Here is a 17527-nt window from a genome sequence, read left to right as displayed (position 1 = left end):
TTATGCCTTCCTGGACGCCCGATCCATCGCTCGCGGCCCTGCGCGTGGTGCTGCTGCAGGCCCGCGACGCCCTCACCATGGAGCGCCAGGAGCAGACGTGCTTCTTGGAGCGCTGCCGCCTACGCCCGCCCCAACTCGTAGCGCGCAGCGTCCTCCGCGATCCGCTCACGCCGGCGCTGCTCGATTCGGCCGATGCCTTGCTCATTGGCGGCGCCGGGGCGTACTCGGCCACCGACGACCATCCCTGGATGCCTGCGCTGCTCGCGCTGGTGCAAACGGCGGTCGAGCGGCGCCTGCCTACGTTTGGGTCGTGCTGGGGCCATCAGGTGATTGCGCGGGCCCTGGGCGGCACGGTGGTGCACGATCCGGAAGCGGCCGAGCTGGGCTGCCGCACCGTGCACCTTACCGCGGCCGGCCGGCGCGACCCGCTCTTTCGTGCATTTCCGGCGCGCTTTACGGCCAACATGGGCCACCACGATCGCGTGCGGCGCCTGCCGCCGGGTGCTGTAGAACTCGCCGCCAACGATCAGCCGCACCAGGCCTTTCGCCTGCGCCGCGCACCGGTGTACGGCACGCAATTTCACAGCGAGCTCGACGCCGACCGGGAGCGCGAGCGCCTCATCCACTACCGCGACCACTACCGCGAGGATCTGCCCAGCGCGGAAGAATTTGAGGCTGTCCTAAACAGCCTGGCGCCAACCACGGCGGTAGACGGCCTGCTGCATCGCTTCTTGTGCGTCCACGCCGCCGGCGCATAAGCGCCTCGCCACGTTACGGCGCCTGCCTGGCCGCGTCGTCAGCGGCCCGCTCGCGCGGGACCACTATCGCCAGCCAGGCCAGCCCGCAGGCCACTTGTAGCCCGCCGAATACGAGGAAGCTCTGCACCAGGGTCAGCCACCCGGCCTCAAGCAGCAGGCTGGCCGTAAAGATGGAGACCGACTCGGCCGTCATCACCAGCAGCCAGTCGGTGGAGAAGACACGCCCGCGGTAGCGATCCTCCGTCCGCTTTTGCAGCAGCACCGAGCTGACGGTCCAGTTCCCGCCGCTTGCCCCGTGCGCAACGATGATGAGCGCGCAGATCAGCGTTACGTGCTGCCACGCGGTGGTCCACGGCACCCACACCACCGCCGCGTAGCACAGGCCGCACGCCGCGATGGCCGCGCCCATCACCCTTGGCCACGTTTTTTCGTCGGTAAACAGTGCCCGCACCACCACCGGTCCAATGCCGGTGCCAATGCCGCGGGCCATGAACAGCACGCCGATGCCGGCCGCAATGGCACCCGGCGCCACCTCGTTCCCCAATAGCGCGAGCAGATACACCAGCGCCCCGCCGCCGGCCGCCCAGGTGGCCTTGGCAAAGGCGATGCGCCCAATCCGCGGATGCGTGCGCAGGTGCCGCCAACCGTCGGTAATTTCGCGGGCCGCGGAGCGGAGCATCGACCCCTGGGGCGCGTCGGTGTCTTGCGGGATGCGCGTGCCGGCGATAAAGACGGCAGAGACCAAGTACGACGCACTGTCGATCCAAAAGACCGCCTCAGGCCCAAGCCACTCCGTCGCCAGTCCGCCCAGTGCAGCGCCCACCGCCAGCATCGTCGACCACGTGGCCGACATCAAGGCGTTGGCCGTAAGCAGCTCGCGCGGCGTGGTGACGTTGGGCAGGGCCGCGCTCTTCGCCGGCTGAAAGACCGACCCGATGACGACCTGTGCCGCAATCAACACGTAGAGCCAGCCCACCTCGCCCGGCTGATCGATCAGGAGAAAGCCAAGCACCACCACCGCCCGCGCGATGTCGGCCCCAATCATCAGGCGGCGGCGGTTGAACCGATCCACGATAACCCCTGCGAGGGGCGATACCACCGCCCACGGCAGCATCTTGGTGATAAACACCGCACCCAGCGCGAGCGGCGAGCCCGTCAGCGTGGTGACGAGCGTGTACAGCGCGATGGTGTTAAACCAGTCGCCCAGCAACGAGATGAGGGTGCCGATCCAGAGCCGCCGGAAGTTGCCATTCCCGACGATGAGCTCCGCGTACCCGGCGTTGTCCGCTACCGAAACGTCATGTGATGTGTGGGTTGCCATAGCATCATGAGACCGAGCCGCCCCCGCAGAAAGTTTCGGATGTGCGCAGGAGAAGCGTGAATTTGTCGATTCGATTCGAGCGCCCCCGACGCCCGCCGGTCTACGCGGCGGCTGCGCCTGCGTGCTTGGGGCATGGTGGAACGCACCGCCGGCCGTGGATTTTCAGACACACCCTTTCATTGATTTTGCGTATCGATGCCTACCGACATCCACCCACGCTCCGTTCCCCACATTTGGATACAGGCCGCGCGCCCCAAGACGCTCCCCGCGGCGGCCGCGCCGGTGCTCATGGGCATTGCCCTGGCCCTCTCGGCGGGCGCGTTTCATCCGGTGGCTGCGGCCCTCGCGCTCACCGCCGCGCTGCTCATTCAGGTGGGCGTCAACTTCCACAACGACTACGCCGACTTTTTGCAGGGCGCCGACACCGAAGACCGCGTGGGGCCGCTGCGCGTCACCCAGGCCGGTTGGGTGGATCCTACAACCATGCGCCGCGCAACGGTGGCCGTCTTTGCGCTGGCCGTTGCCGCTGGCACCTACCTGATGATCCGCGGCGGCTGGCCCATCGTGGCCGTGGGCATTGCGTCGATCGCGTCGGCGGTGTGGTACACCGCGGGCGGATCGTACTCGCTGGCATCGCTGGGGCTGGCCGACGTGTTTGTGCTCATCTTTTTTGGACCGGTTGCGGTGGGCGGCACGTATTACGTGCAGGCGCTTCAGTTGCCGGGGTACGTGCTGGCGGTGGGCCTCGCACCGGGGCTGCTCTCCATGGCCATCCTCCTTGTGAACAACATTCGCGACCTGGCCAATGACCGCGCCGCCGGGCGCAGAACCCTGGTCGTGCGGATGGGACGGTCTGCCGCGGTGGCGCTGTATGGCGCGTGCTTTGTGGGCGCGCTCGCGCTTCCGGTGGCCCTCATGAACAAGACAGACACCGCGTGGGCCGCGCTGCTTCCGCTGGTACTTGCGCCCTGGGCGGTGTATCTTGTGCGTGCCGTGGCAACCACGCACGATCCGGCCGCCATGAACCGGCTGCTGGCAGGCACCGGTCGCTTTCTGGCGCTGTACGCCGTGCTCTTTTTCATCGGATGGACGTTGTGATGCGCACCGATTGCTTCCGATACCGCCTTCCGCTCTCGCGCCCGCTGCGCCTTGGTACGCAGACGGTGCATCACCGCGACGGCGCCGTGCTGCGCTGCATGACCGCTGACGGCGCTGTGGGATGGGGCGACGTGGCGCCGCTGCCCGGGTTCAGCCGTGAAACGCTTGATGAGGCGCTCCACCAGCTCGCCACCGACGCCGTCCACGCGGCGCTGCGCTCCGGTGACACGACAGCGCTCGGTGATGTGTGCGCGTCGGTGCAATGCGGTGTCGCCCAGGCGGCGGCCGATGCCCAGCGCGACGGCCCCGCCAACGATGTGACCGTTCCCGTCAATGCGCTGCTGAGCGGTACACCGCACGCGGTGCTGGAGGCGTTCGAGCAGTACCGCGCAGATGGATACACGGTGTTCAAGCTGAAGGTGGGCCGCCGCGCACCGGCCAATGATGCACGGCTCGTCTCGACGCTGCTGGACCGGATGCCCCCAGAGGGCGCGCTTCGCCTGGATGCCAACCGGGCGTGGTCGTGGGACGAGGCGCAGGCGTTTGCTGCGGCGCTGGGCGCGGAGACGCTCGCGTATGTAGAGGAACCGCTCGATGACCCGACGCAGCTACCGGCGCTGGCCGCCGATTGGCCGTATCCGATAGCGCTTGACGAAAGCACGCGCACGCTGGCGCCTGCGGACCTCAGCGATCATACCTACGCGGCGGCTATCGTCCTCAAACCGATGCTTATTGGCGGGCCGCACCGGCTGGCCGCGTGGGCCGATGCGGCGGCCGCGCACGACCAAACGGTGGTGTTGAGCGCGGCCTACGAGAGCGGCGTCGGCATGGCGGCGCTGGTTGAGTGGTCGGCTGCCTACGCCACCGCGCCGGTGGGCCTTGACACCTACCGGCACCTGCAGGCCGACGTGCTGGCTACCCGGCTGCCGTTGGAGGTGCCGCATGTGTCGCTGCGAGCGGTGCGCCGCGCCGCGTGCACCGTCGACCCCTCGCGCCTGTCGCCGTATCCGCTGGAGGTGGCCTGATGGATCCGCTGGCCTACCACGCCCGCACGCATCCGCACCGGGCGGCGTGGGAACGCCCCGGCCGGCGATGGACCTACGCTGCGCTCCATGCGCGGGCGGCGGGGGTGGCGCAATGGTTGCGGGCCCAAACGTCCGCTGCGCCGCTTCGCGTGGCGCTTCACCTGCCGCGCGGGCCGCTGCTTGCCGCGCACCTGTGGGGCATCTGGCGGGCCGGCGCTACGGCCGTCCTCCTCAACCGCCGCGCGCCCCTCCCCGAGCTGCGCGAGCGCCTCCAAGCGGTTGACGCCCGCCTCCTGTTTAGCACCGACGAGGCCCTGCGGGCCGCGGCCCGAAACGCAAACATGGCCGCCCACGCACCGCTCGACACAACGGCCCCCTCACCGCGCGGCGCGTCATTGCCGCTGGACCTACCCGCCACGGTGGTGTTCACCTCCGGCAGCACCGGCACCCCCAAAGCCGTTTTGCACACGTGGGGCAACCACTTCTGGAGCGCACGGGGCGCGCACGTCAACATGCCCCTCCGCCGGGGCGACCGCTGGCTGGCCTCCCTTCCGATGTACCACGTGGGCGGCCTGGCCATTGTCATCCGCTGCATGCTTGCCGGGGCCACCGTGGTTGAGGCCCCCGACGCGCCGCTGCACCAAAGCCTGCAGGCAATGCGCGCGACGCACGTGTCTATGGTGACGACGCAGTTCCGGCGCTGCCTTCAGGCACTCCGCACGCCGCCCGCCCCGCTCCGTGCCGTGCTGCTAGGGGGCGGCCCCCTTCCCAACGACCTGCTGATGGAAGGCCACGCTGCCGGGTGGCCCGTGCACGCCAGCTACGGAAGCTCCGAGATGGCCTCCCAGATCACCACCACACCGCCCGGCGCCGCGCCCGACGCCCTGCGCACCGCCGGCCGCGTGCTTCCGTACCGCGCCCTACGCATCGCCACCACCGGCGAGATTCAGGTGCGGGGGCGCCCGCTGTTTCGGGGCTACCTTCAGCCCGACGGATCGCTCGACCCGGCCCGCACGGCCGACGGCTGGTTCCAAACCCGCGACCGCGGCCGCCTAGACGACGATAACCGGCTGCACGTCCTGGGCCGGCTCGACCGCATGTTCGTCTCGGGCGGCGAAAACATCCAGCCCGAAGCCATCGAGCGGGTGCTGCACGCCCTCGACGACATCACGCACGCGGCGGTCGTCGATGTGCCCGATGCCACGTACGGCGCCCGCCCGGTGGCCTTCGTCGCTGCCGCCGCGTGGCGCCCCGCCGCCTGGCGCCGTGCCCTGGCCCGCCGGCTCCCCCGCTACATGACCCCCGACGCGTTCCTGCCATGGCCCGCTGAGGCGCACAACGGCCTCAAGGTGGCGTACGACGGCCTGCGCGCACGCGCCATCGCGGCCCGCGCGGAGTAGAAACGGACGCGCTATGCCGCGCACCGGGGCCTCAAACAGCGATTCAACCCGTGGGCAGCCACCCCGCACATGCGGGGATCTCTGGACCCGGGCGTCGGTTTGTAGTGCGCTGTAACCGCAGCAGATGCCGGTTGCGCCCGACCACCATCCATTCTGACCTGTCAGCTACGCCGTATATGAAGCGTTCCGAGTTCAAGTACGACTTCCCCAAAGAACTCACAGCCGAGTATCCCGCCGAACCCCGCGACTCCTGCCGCCTGATGGTTGTAGACCGCGCGGAGCAGACCGTCGACCATCGCACCTTCACCGATCTGCCCGAGTATTTTAACGCGGGCGACGTGATGATCGTCAACAACACGAAGGTATACCCGGCCCGGCTCTTCGGCAACAAGCAGAAGACGGACGCAAAGATTGAGGTCTTCCTGCTTCGTGAGCTCAACCCCGAAAGCCGCTTGTGGGACGTGATGGTCGATCCGGCCCGCAAGATCCGCATCGGCAACAAGCTGTACTTCGATGACGAGCTGACGGCCGAAGTCATCGACAACACCACCTCGCGCGGCCGCACGATTCGCTTTCGGTTTGAGGGCACCAACGAAGACCTCTACGCCAAAATTCGGGAGCTTGGCGAGACGCCGCTTCCGCCGTACATCAAGCGCGACGTAGAGCCCGACGACCGCGATCGGTACCAGACGATCTTTGCGGAGCATCGGGGCGCGGTGGCCGCCCCAACGGCCGGCCTTCACTTTACCGATCGGCTCTTGGACGAGCTGCGGGCGAAGGGCGTGCACATTGTGCCCATCACGCTGCACGTCGGCGCCGGCACCTTCCGCCCGGTGGGCGTGGAGGACCTCACCAAGCACCGCATGGACTCTGAGGAGTACACGATTCCGGAGGACACCGCGGAGAAGGTCAACAAGGCCCTGCGCTCCAAAGAAAACACCGTCACGGCAGTGGGCACGACTGTGGTGCGCACCATCGAATCGAGCCTGTCGGTGGACGAGATGCTGAAAGCCGGATCGAGCTGGACCGACCTGTTCATCTATCCGCCGCATGAGTTCAAAATTACGGATCGGCTCATCACCAACTTCCACCGGCCCGAGAGCACCTTGCTCATGATGGTTTCGGCGTTTGGCGGCTACGATTTCATGATGGACGTGTACGAACAGGCGGTGGAGGAAGAATATCGCCTGTTTTCGTTTGGCGACGCGATGATCATCAAGTAAACGGACGGGCCTGCTATGGCGCACGATACGGAGGCATCGGACACGGCGCAGGCGCACGAGGTGGCGGTGCTGGTGCCGGCTGCCGGACGGGGCACGCGCCTGGGCGGGCCGCGCAAACAATTTCGGATGCTGGGCGATGCGCCGCTCCTTGTGCAAACGCTTCGCGCCTTCGACCGGCACCCCGCCGTCGGCCACTTGATTGTGGCCGTGCCCAGTACCGACGTGCAAGCCACCACGGATCGGCTGCAGGAGGCGGCCCTCCACAAGCTCTCGGCCGTTGTGAGCGGCGGTGCTTCGCGGCAGGCCTCGGTGGCGCATGCGCTGCGGGCCGTGCCCTCTCCGGTGGAGGTGGTGCTGGTGCACGACGCGGTGCGCCCCTTTATCCGACCCAACTACATCGAGGCCGTCATCGAGGCGTCGCGCACCCATGGTGCGGCCGCGCTGGCCGTTCCCGTGGCCGACACGCTGCGCCGCGGCGCCGACGGTACGTTTCAGGATACCGTGCCGCGCGATGGGCTCTACCGCATGCAAACGCCGCAAGGCTTTCGGCGGGCGTGGCTGGAGCGCGCCCATCAGGCCCCAGCCCCCGAGGCTCCGCGCACGGATGATGTGGGCCTCGTGCAGGCGCAGGGCCACACGGTGCATATCGTGGAAGGCAGCGCGCGCAACTTCAAGGTCACTACCCCGAGCGACTGGGCCCTGGCACAGCAGCTGTGGCCCCACTGGTCGACCGAACCCCTCCAGTAGCAGCAGACCGCTGCGTCAGCCGGTGCGTTCGTGCTGGGCGTGCAGGGCCGGCGGTGCCGATGATGCACTGGGCCCCTCGCTGTCCGCTCGCCGGAACGTGGTTTGGCGCTCCACTGCAAACGCCTCGTCCGCCGGATCGAACCGATGCTCGGCCACGGTAAACGCCTCGTCGGTGATGCGAATGCGGTTGTAAAAGTTGACGCCGCGGTCTGCCTTCCGCCCCCGGCTGCTGGTGGCGGTGCCTGCAGTGGCCACGACGATACGATGCGTGCCCGGCACCACCTCCACCGGCTCGATGTGCGAAATGTGGAGGTGCCCGCATAAGATGAGATCGACGCCGGCCCGTGCCGCGGCATCGAGGGCCGCTCGTGCATGGCGGGCCACGTCGTGCGAGCCAAGGGCCCGGATCTTGGTGAGGTGATGGTGCAACATCAGCACGCGCAACGCCGACGACGGCGCGTCGGCAAAGAAGCGTTGCATCCGCTGGCGCTGCGACGGCAGGATGCGCCCGCCCTTGATGGTAAACCCACGGGTGGAGTTGAGGCCCAGCAGGTAGAGCGTGGCGCTGCGGTGCTGCGCGTGCGCCGCGTCGCTGATGTACCGGCGGTAGCGCCCCAACGGCCGGGTGAGGCGCTTGATGGGATGCCACCACGGATAGGTGTCGTGATTGCCGGGCACCACCAGCGTAGGCGGATCGAGCGCATCCAGAAAGTCGCGCGCCGCCGCAAACTCATGCCGGCGCGCCCGCTGCGTCAGGTCGCCGCTACACGCGACAACATCAATACCGGCGGCGTTGATGTCGTCTGCGAGCGCGTCCACAACGCCCGGGTGCGCAATGCGCCCGAAATGCATATCCGAGATATGGGCAATCGTCATGCGGTGCCCGGTCGGGTTACAGGAGCATCGTCATGGGCTCTTCGAGGTACTGGCGCACCGTGGCCAGGAACTGCGCGCCGACGGCGCCATCCACCACGCGGTGATCGCACGACAGGGTCACCTTCATGCGCTGCCCCGGCACCACCGCGCCGTCTTCAACGACCGGCGTCTCGCGGATTTCTCCGATGGCCAGAATGGCGCTGTTGGGCGGATTGATGATGGCCGTGAACTCCTCGATCCCGAACATGCCCAGATTGCTCGTGGTAAAGGTTGCGCCCTCAAACTCCTCGGGCTGAAGCTCACGGTTGCGGGCTTTGGCGGCCAGCGTGCGGGTTTCTTCCGCAATGGTTGCGAGGCCCTTTTGGTCGGCGTTGCGAATGACCGGCGTGATGAGGCCCTCGTCGATGGCCACCGCGACGCCCACATGCACCGGACGGTGTTTGCGAATTTCGCCTTCGTCGGGCAGGTACGAGGCGTTCACGTACGGATGCTCCTTCAGCGCCAGCGCACAGGCTTTCGTGATGAAGTCGTTGTACGACACCTTGGGTCGGCCGGCTGCCTCGGCACCCTCGTTGATTTGCGCGCGCACCTCGATGAGTCGCGACACGTCCAGGTCTACCGTCAGATAGAAGTGCGGGGCGGTGTACTTGCTCTGGGCAAGGCGGCGCGCAATGGCTTTGCGCATCTGCGAGATGTCTTCCGTCTCGTAGGCCGGCTGCCCATCGCCGCCCACCGTAGACGGCATCTCGTAGGTGGGCTGGGCCGCGGGCGCCGGTTCGGCGGCACGCTCGGGGGCCGGCGCTTCTTCTGCAGCCTCCAGATGGGCCTCCACGTCGCGCTTCACCACACGGCCGTTGGGACCGCTGCCCTCAATATCGGCCAATTCTATCTCATGATCGGCGGCCATGCGGCGGGCCAGGGGCGACGCCTTCACGCGCTCGCCCGAGGCATCGCGGCCCGCGGGCACCGGGGCGGCCGTGCGCTCACGCAGCGCGCCATCGCCCGAGGGCTCGGCTTCATCCGACGAGGTGTCTGCTGATTGGGTATCCGCTTCGTCGGAGGCAGGCGCCGCGCCTTCTTCGTCCGGCGCATCACCGCCCGCTTTGTCCGCCGATGCCGCATCGGCGGCTCCTGCATCATCCAAAATGTCGGAGATGTCTTCGCCTTCGTCGCCGATCACGGCAATGAGGCTGCCAATGGGCACCGCCTCGCCCTCGTCGATGAGCGTTTTGAGCAACACGCCCTCGTCGAACGCTTCCACGTCCATCGTGGCTTTGTCCGTTTCCACCTGGGCAAGCACGTCGCCCGCGGAAACCGTGTCGCCTTCTTCCTTGAGCCAAGCCGAGAGCACCCCTTCTTCCATGGTGTCACTCAGCTTCGGCATTTCGATACGAATGGCCATATGTTCTGCGTTGTTGGATTCAGTAGGGTGGAGAAGTGGGCGCCGGCGATGCCTTAGTCGGCGTACAGCACGCGGCGGGCAGCCTGAATGACGTCGTGGGTGCTGGGCATGTACGCATCCATCAGGTTGGGCGCGTAGGGGGCCGGGGTGTCGGGCGCGGTGACGCGCACCACGGGGGCATCGAGGTAATCGAACGCGCGGTCTTGCACCTGGTGCGTCACCTCGCTGGCGAAGCTCGCGAACGGATTGCTCTCGTCGACAACCACCAGGCGGTTCGTTTTCATGACCGACTGCACGATGGTCTCAATGTCGAGCGGCTTGATGGTGCGCGGATCGATCACCTCCGCCTCATACCCGTCGCTCGCGAGCTCCTCGGCCGCGTCCATGGCCACATGGTAGCTTTTGCTGTGCGCCACAAAGGTGACGTCGCTGCCCTCGCGGGCCACGCGGGCCACGCCGATGGGTAGCAGGTAGTCCTCCGCGTCAGACACCTCACCCTTCAGCCCGTACATCAGCTCGCTTTCCATGAACAGCACCGGGTCGTCGTCGCGGATGGCGCTCTTCAGCAAACCTTTCGCGTCGTCCGGGTTGGACGGCGCGATGATCTTGAGGCCCGGAAAGTTGGAATACACCGCCTCGGTGGAGTTCGAGTGCGTGGCGCCCAGCTGCCCGGCGGCGCCGTTTGGCCCCCGAAATACGATGGGCAGCTTAAACTGACCGCCGCTCATGTAGCGAATGTTGGTGGCGTTGTTCACCACCTGGTCGAACGCGACGAACGAAAAGTTGAACGTCATGAATTCGATGATGGGGCGCAAGCCGTTCATCGCAGCCCCAATGCCCAGGCCGGCGAAGCCCAGCTCGCTGATGGGGGTATCGATGATGCGCTTCGAGCCGAACTCGTCGAGCATGCCCTTGCTCACTTTGTAGGCACCGTCGTACTCGGCCACCTCCTCGCCCATGAGGAAGATGTCGTCGTCGCGCCGCATTTCTTCCGACATTGCCGCGCGGATTGCTTCACGAAGTTGCAGTTCTGCCATGATGCTAGATTCAGGTTCGGAATGGGGTCGAAGGGGAATGGAGCGTCACGCGTTTAGCGCGTAAACGGCATGTTGTCTTCCGCGTAGATGTCCTCAAAGAGGGCGTCCTCGTCGGGGAAGTCGCTGTTTTCGGCAAACTCGATGGCGTCGAGCACCTGCTGCTTGATCTCGTCATCCATCGCCTCAATGTCGTCGTCCGAGAGGATGCCCTGATCGGTGGCGTAACGCTGCAGGCGAACGATGGCGTCACCGCTCTTGCGATTTTGCAGCTCGCCGTCCGCGCGGTACTTCGCGGGGTCGCTAATGGAGTGGCCCTGGTAGCGATACGTCCGAATTTCAAGCAATGACGGTTGGCCCTCGCGCGCCATGGCCACATGGTCTTGAATGGCCTTGTTGACGCTAAAGACGTCCATGCCACTCACCAGCGCGCCCGGCATACGAAAGCCCGTGGCCCGCTTGTACAGCTCCGGCTCGGCCGAGGCGCGGTCTACCGCGGTGCCCATGCCGTACTGGTTGTTCTCGCAAATCAGCACCACCGGCAGATCGTAGAGCTCGGCGAGGTTCGCTGCTTCATGAAACGCACCCTGGTTGATGGCGCCGTCGCCAAAGTAGCACAGGCATACGTTGTCTTCGCCCTTGTACTTGTGCGCAAAGCCAATGCCCACGCCTACGGGAATTTGTGCGCCAACGATGCCGTGCCCGCCATACATGCCGCGCGCCGCATCAAAGAAGTGCATCGAGCCGCCTTTTCCTTTCGACACGCCCGTCTTCTTCCCAAACAGCTCCGCCATGCACTGGCCCGGATCCATGCCCATGGCCAGCCCCATGCCGTGGTCGCGATACGCCGTGATGACGGTATCCTCGCCGAGGCGTATGCCAAACACCGATCCCGTAGAAACGGCCTCCTGACCGATATACAGGTGCAGGAAGCCGGAAATTTTTTGCTGCTGGTACATCTGGCGGCAGCGCTCTTCGAAGCGGCGTTGCAGCAACATATTGCGGAGCATCTCAACGACATCGTCGTCCGAGAGGCCCAGGTCATCGTGCGTGTAGGTGTCCGCCGGATACATCTGGAAGGTCAAGCTCTCTTCCACATCCGCCGTTGGAATGTCAATCGACTGATCCGTCCACGGACCCTCAGCGCTCTCAGCGGCCCCGTTGTCGGATGCGGCGTCGGCGGTGGTGGTCGTCTGCTGTTCGTCTGCCATATCGTTCGGTGTCCAGGAAAGTCGAGGGGAAGCATGCCACACGCGCCGCTCGGATGGACGACGCATGCACAAGTGGCTACGTGGCGATCATTGATTAAAGACCGAAACGCATACCGGTGCTTGTATCTTACAGATCCAACGGCGGTTTCGAACGCATCCAACGCCCCGTGTGGTTTCCGTATGTAGGAAGGGCTTCCAGGATGATGCGGCGAACCCCCTTAGCGTGCCCCATCGGAGGGGCAACGCAACCCTGTTGCGGGGGGATCGGTAGACAGGGGTAGCTTGGCATTTCGTCCTTCAGTTTTCCACTCGCCTAATGCCTAACGCTTCCGTGGATGACGCGGCCCCGCCGGCTGCGCCGTCGTGGTCTCGCACCCTGATTCGCCTCGTCGGCGGCACCGCACTGGCCGTGTTGCTGCTGGTGAGCGTCCTCGTGGCTGCCCTTCAGATCGACGCGGTGGCCACACGCGCCGCCCGCGCCATCTTGCAGCGCGTCAATCCGCTGCCGGGCACCGCCCTGTCCATCGACGGCGCTTCGGGCACGTGGGTTGGCAGCCTGCAGCTTACCGGCGTTACCCTGCGCGACACCACGCAGACGCCACATGCGCCGCTCGCCACGCTCGACACCCTCCGCGCCCGCTATGCCCTCTGGCCGCTGCTCGCGGGCACGGTGCACATCTACGAAGCGCGCGCGGTACGCCCCACGGCCACCTTCCGCCAAACCGCCGACAGCACCTGGAACTGGGCGCAGCACCTGCCGCCGCCCAGCCCCGACACGACGCAGAGCGGCTTTGCGTTTTGGGTAGAGGCCGCCACGCTCACGGACGGGCGGGTTACCACCCACTTCTATAGCCCCCGCGGCGACTCGACGCTGCGGACGCGCGGCCTCCAGCTGCGCATGCACGCCCTCCGGTACGATTCGACGCTGGCCGTGACGCTCGACACGCTCGGGCTTACGGCCCACCTGCCCCAGGATACCACCACCCTCACGCTCTCTGCGGGCGGCGCGCTCTCGGCCACACACCTGCGCGATGCGTCGCTGCGCCTCCGCTCGCCCTACAGCCACGTGGTGGCACAGGGCACGCTGGCGCGCCCCTCGGCGCAGGCCCCGCAGGTCCACAACGTCGACGCTTCGCTTCGCGCCACGCCGCTTGCCTTCCGCGACCTCACGACCTTGATCCCTGCGCTGGGCCTCGATCCGTCTGAGCGCGTGACGATCGATGCACGGGTTGCCGGGGCGGCCGATAGCCTTGGCGGTTCGCTGGAGGCAACGTTTGGCGATGGCGGCACGGTGCAGGCAACGGCGCTCGCGGCCACGGGCGACACCACGCGGTACCGCCTCACGGCTACCGTACGCCGCCTGACGACCAGCCTGCTGGGCCCGCCCGATCCAACCAAAAACCGGTACAACGTGGCGGTACGGGCGGATGTGCGCGGGCCGTCGGGGCGGGCGCTGAGCGGCACCACGCGGGTTCAGGTGTGGGATGCGGCCTACCAGACGCTTCAGGTAGACACGCTGCACCTGGATGGAATGTGGGCGTCGGGGCGGCTGGCGCTGCGTGGCGCCGGACGAACCAACGCGGCCCGGCTGCGCTTCGCGGGCACCGCTCGTCCGCTGGCCGACCGGCCCACGTACGACCTGGAGACGGAAGTGCGCGACGGACGCGTGCAGGCGCTCTTGGCCGGCGGCCTCACCACCGCCCTCAACGGCTCGGTGCGCGTGCAGGGGGCGGGCGCCGATTCTGTGGATGCCACGCTGCGCTTCGCCCGCTCCAAGGTCAACCGCGCCGTAATTGCTCACGGTCGCTTCACGGGCGCGCTGCGGGCGGACAGCCTGCATGCGCAGGGGCGCGCGGCGATCGGGCGTGGCACCTTGCAGCTGGCCGGGCATGCCCACCTCACGGCCGAACGATTCCGCTTGTCCACCGGACGCCTGGACCGCGTGGATGTGGCGGCGCTTGTCAACGACACCACGCAGAGCTTGCTCACGGCTTCGCTGCAGGCGCAAGGCCGCGGGTTTGATCCGGAGACGCTTACCACTTCGGCAGAACTGACGGTGCCCACGGCCCGGTACGGCGCGTTTCGGGTGGATTCGCTCCTGAGCCGCTTCTCCTTGAACGCCGGGGCCCTGCGCGCCACGGTGCGCACCCTGCTGAACGAAGGACGCCTCGCGGCCCGCGTGGACGGCCAGCCCTTTGCTGCTACGCCCGTGCTGCGGCTGCGCGACGGCACGTTTCAGCGCATTGACGTGGGCGCGCTCACCCAGAACGCCGCGCTAAGCAGTCGGCTGAACGGCACGTTTCGGGGCGACCTGCGGGGCGCGGCGCTGCCCGCCTTGCAGGCACGGCTGGACGTGCGCCTCGACACGTCGCGCCTCAACCTTCAGCGGCTTATCACCGGACAGCTATCGGCGACGCTCGCCAACGGCGCGGCCACCGCGTCTACTCGCCTGCAGACGCCCACCGGCGCCCTGGTCCTGCGTGGCCGCGCCCGCCCCTTCGCCGACGTACCCACGGCAGCGCTCACCGAAGGCTCCTTTCGTTCGCTCGATGCGGGCGCACTTGCGGGGCAGCCGGACTTCCACACATCCCTCACGGGGTCGCTGACGGGATCGCTGCGCGGCTTCTCGTGGCCCGCGCTCACGGCCGAGGCTACGATGCGCATCGACACGTCGGCCATCAATACGGCCCGGGTGCTGGACGGCACGGTTCGCTTTACCGCCGCCGGGGGCACCGGAACGGCCACCGGGCGCCTGCGCCTTGCAGGCGACGGGCGGCTCACCACCGAGGCGCGCTTCAGCACCGCCGCCGCGCAGCCCACCTACCGCGGCCACGTCCATGCGCGGGCGCTGAACGTGGGCGCCCTGGCCGGACTCGACACGCTGCACGCCCGCCTCGACACGCTCCGCCTCACCTTCGATGGCCGCGGCACGCGCCTATCCACCGCCACCGCCACCGCCCAGTTGTGGGTGCACGGAAGCCGCCTGCAGCAGCTACGGGTCGATTCCCTCCGGGCCGCGGCTGCGCTGCGCGATGGGCTCTTACGGCTCGATACGCTGCGCGCTGAAACCAACGTCGCGCTCCTCACGGGCCGCGGCGGGATCGCCCTCACGCAACAGTCGCCACAGGTTAGCGACCTGACGCTCCAGGCGACGCTGCAAAACATTGCACCGCTGCGCGGCTTGATCGGGGCACAGCGGCTCACCTTGGAGACGGGTCGCATGACCGCGCACGTATACGGCACCGCCGACCGCCCGCGCTTCGACGCCACCGCAACGCTCGAAAATGCCATCTACAACGCGTTCCAGGCGGGCCGCGTCAACCTGAACGTCGCCGGCCGCTACGCCCCATCGGCTCCGTGGACGTCCACCGTAGAAGCGCGCGCCGCGGTGCAGTACCTTGCCCTCCCCACGCAGCGCCTTCGGGCCGCCCGTGCCACGCTCGCTTACGAAGATTCGACCGCGCAGCTCACCGCTTCTGCAACGATCGACGACGAACGCTCGGCCGAGGTTACGGGTACGTGGCGCCAGCGGGCGGCTACGCAGCGCCTCACCATCGATACCTTTGCGCTCCGCCTAGCGGAAGCGCCCTGGCAGCTTGCCCAGCCGGCGGTAGTGGAGATCGGCCCCAGCGCCTACTACGTCCAGCACTTCTTGCTGGCCAACAACCAGCAACAGTTGTCTGTGGACGGGCGCCTCGACTTCAACGGCGTGCAGCACCTGGGGCTTTCGGCCTACGCCGTCGACATTGCACCCTTTGCCGCGCTGTTTGGCAAGCCCGGCCTGGGCGGCACCCTCACCGGCCATGCGATGCTGAGCGGCCAAGCCGCTCACCCCACACTCGACAGCCGCTGGACCTTTGACGTGCGCAGCGAGGGGCGCCCCGTGGGCCGCGGCACCGCGCAGGTGACCTACGACCGCCTTGCCCTTGCCTTCGATGCCCAGCTAAGCCCAGAAAACGACACCACCAGCGCGTTGTACGCCGCGGGCCGCGTGCCCGTCGATCTGCGCCTGCGCACCCCGCAGCCCGTGGCCATTCAGCAGCGGCCGGTGCGTATTGACGTGCGCGCCGACGCGTTCGCGGTGAACTGGATCGACCCGTTCCTCGACCCAACGCTCGTGACCGATGTGCGCGGCGTGCTGCAGGCCGACCTATCCATACGCGGCACGCTCGACACGCCGCAGCTCTCGGGCACCGCCCGCCTTCGCGACGGAGGCGCCTACGTCGTGCCGCTTGACCTCAGCTACCGGAATGCAGCCGCCACGCTCGCCTTTGCCCGGGAGCAGGTCCGCGTCGAAACCGTGCGCGTGCAAACGTCAAACGGCGGTACGTTGCAAGGCAATGGCCGCGTGAATCTTTCCGACCTAACCCTGGGCACCTATGCCATCGACCTGCGCGCCAACGAGTTCTTGGCTATCGACACGCGGGCCTATCGCGGCACGGTCATCGATGGCGCCGTGCGGCTTACCGGCACCACGCAGCGCCCCGCGCTCGATGGCCAGGTGAACGTGCGCAGCGCCGACATCTACTTTGCCGAAGCCACCAACACGAACACCGAGCTGGCCAGCGTGCAGCTCAGCCGCACCGACTTGCTCGCCGTTGAACGGCGCTTCGGGCTACGGCTCTCCGCTGCCGATACCACCACGTTCGATGCCTACCAGGCCCTGGCCATGGATTTGCAGGTGCAGATTGCGCGCGATACGTGGTTGCGCTCCGAGTCAAACCCGGAGATGCGCTTGCAGCTCACCGGGCGCCTCGACATGGAGAAGGAGGCCATGGCCGATGCGCAGGTGTTTGGCACCATCGAGGTGGTGCCCGAGCTGAGCACCATCACCCAGTTCGGCCAGCAGTTCCAGGTCGATGAGGGCACGCTCACCTTCAATGGCAACCCCACCACGCCCTACATCAACTTTACCGCGGTGTACGAGAAACAGGCCCGCGAGGTGCAGGCGACCGAGGTAACCATAACGCTCAGCGTAGAAGGGCGCCCCGACAACCTCGACCTGACCTTCAGCTCCAATCCGCCCATGAGCACGCGCAATATTCTCTCGTACCTGGCCACCGGGCAGCCCGCAGACGAACTGTTCAGCGCCTCGGGCGGCGAGGGGGGGAGCCTGCCCACCCAACTCGCCATCGGACAGCTGACCGGGTTGGTCGAGAACCTGGCCACCGGCCGGCTGGGGTTCGATGTGGTGCGCATTCAGGTGCAGCCCAGCGGCACTTCTTACTTCACCGTAGGCCGCTACGTTACGCCGCAGTTTTACGTCTCGGTGCAACAGCCCGTCACCAACATCAGCAACCTGGAAAACAGCGAGACCCAAGCGCCCGATGTGACGCTTGAGTACTCACTCACCAACTACATGCTGCTGCGTCTGCAACGCCGCGAGTCGTCGTTGCGGCTCAACGTCTTGCTAGAGTATGCCTATTAGCGTA

General features: G+C 67.1%; 12 protein-coding genes. 7 read left to right on the top strand and 5 right to left on the bottom strand.

The annotated features are described in order from the left end of the window. Positions 1–2 precede the first annotated feature (2 nt). Entirely contained in the window at positions 3–758 is a 756-nt protein-coding gene (locus tag SALLO_RS0100845) for a type 1 glutamine amidotransferase (protein WP_022834443.1), read from the top strand. Positions 759–771: 13 nt separating this feature from the next. Here SALLO_RS0100845 and SALLO_RS14330 read toward each other — a convergent pair whose 3' ends face one another. Next, positions 772–2079 (bottom strand): MFS transporter, encoded by a 1308-nt coding sequence (locus tag SALLO_RS14330; RefSeq protein ID WP_022834442.1) that lies wholly within the window; start codon positions 2077–2079, stop codon positions 772–774. A 195-nt stretch (positions 2080–2274) separates the two neighbouring features. Here SALLO_RS14330 and SALLO_RS0100835 point away from each other — a divergent pair, with 195 nt between their 5' ends. The 5 genes from SALLO_RS0100835 to ispD all read left to right on the top strand — a co-directional run bounded on the left by SALLO_RS0100835 (position 2275) and on the right by ispD (position 7572). Then, positions 2275–3177, top strand: coding sequence for a 1,4-dihydroxy-2-naphthoate polyprenyltransferase (locus SALLO_RS0100835; protein ID WP_022834441.1), 903 nt, complete (start codon positions 2275–2277; stop codon positions 3175–3177). After that, on the top strand, positions 3177–4202 hold the full coding sequence (menC, locus tag SALLO_RS14325; protein WP_169577861.1) for an o-succinylbenzoate synthase: 1026 nt from the start codon (positions 3177–3179) through the stop codon (positions 4200–4202). The genes SALLO_RS0100835 and menC overlap by 1 nt, the downstream gene beginning before the upstream one ends. Beyond that, the gene (gene menE / locus SALLO_RS0100825) at positions 4202–5602 is read left to right on the top strand and encodes an o-succinylbenzoate--CoA ligase (protein WP_022834439.1); all 1401 of its coding nucleotides are present in this window, start codon (positions 4202–4204) and stop codon (positions 5600–5602) included. The genes menC and menE overlap by 1 nt, the downstream gene beginning before the upstream one ends. 176 nt (positions 5603–5778) lie before the next feature. Further along, complete coding sequence (gene queA / locus SALLO_RS0100820; protein WP_022834438.1) at positions 5779–6825, top strand: tRNA preQ1(34) S-adenosylmethionine ribosyltransferase-isomerase QueA; 1047 nt, start codon at positions 5779–5781, stop codon at positions 6823–6825. 15 nt (positions 6826–6840) lie between these two features. After that, positions 6841–7572, top strand: coding sequence for a 2-C-methyl-D-erythritol 4-phosphate cytidylyltransferase (ispD, locus tag SALLO_RS0100815; RefSeq protein WP_022834437.1), 732 nt, complete (start codon positions 6841–6843; stop codon positions 7570–7572). Between the two features lie 15 nt (positions 7573–7587). Here the strand turns inward: ispD and SALLO_RS14320 are convergent, their stop codons facing one another. Genes SALLO_RS14320 through pdhA form a run of 4 tightly spaced genes read right to left on the bottom strand, consistent with a single transcriptional unit; the run spans position 7588 to position 12095 of the window. After that, a complete protein-coding gene (locus SALLO_RS14320) occupies positions 7588–8448 on the bottom strand; it encodes a metallophosphoesterase family protein (RefSeq protein WP_022834436.1) in 861 nt (286 codons plus the stop codon). A gap of 16 nt (positions 8449–8464) precedes the next feature. Further along, positions 8465–9850: a pyruvate dehydrogenase complex dihydrolipoamide acetyltransferase gene (locus SALLO_RS0100805; RefSeq protein ID WP_022834435.1), complete on the bottom strand. Its 1386-nt coding sequence runs from the start codon at positions 9848–9850 to the stop codon at positions 8465–8467. Positions 9851–9903: 53 nt separating this feature from the next. Next, the gene (locus SALLO_RS0100800; protein ID WP_267283240.1) at positions 9904–10926 is read right to left on the bottom strand and encodes a pyruvate dehydrogenase complex E1 component subunit beta; all 1023 of its coding nucleotides are present in this window, start codon (positions 10924–10926) and stop codon (positions 9904–9906) included. 14 nt (positions 10927–10940) lie between these two features. Then, complete coding sequence (gene pdhA, locus SALLO_RS14315) at positions 10941–12095, bottom strand: pyruvate dehydrogenase (acetyl-transferring) E1 component subunit alpha (RefSeq protein WP_022834433.1); 1155 nt, start codon at positions 12093–12095, stop codon at positions 10941–10943. Between the two features lie 316 nt (positions 12096–12411). On the opposite strand from pdhA, the gene SALLO_RS0100790 reads away from it, so the two are divergent. Further along, positions 12412–17523 (top strand): translocation/assembly module TamB, encoded by a 5112-nt coding sequence (locus SALLO_RS0100790; RefSeq protein ID WP_028566750.1) that lies wholly within the window; start codon positions 12412–12414, stop codon positions 17521–17523. Positions 17524–17527: the final 4 nt, after the last annotated feature.

Origin of the sequence: Salisaeta longa DSM 21114, assembly GCF_000419585.1 — a bacterium.
Lineage (GTDB): Bacteria > Bacteroidota > Rhodothermia > Rhodothermales > Salinibacteraceae > Salisaeta > Salisaeta longa.
This window is presented reverse-complemented; position numbering and strand designations above follow the sequence as displayed.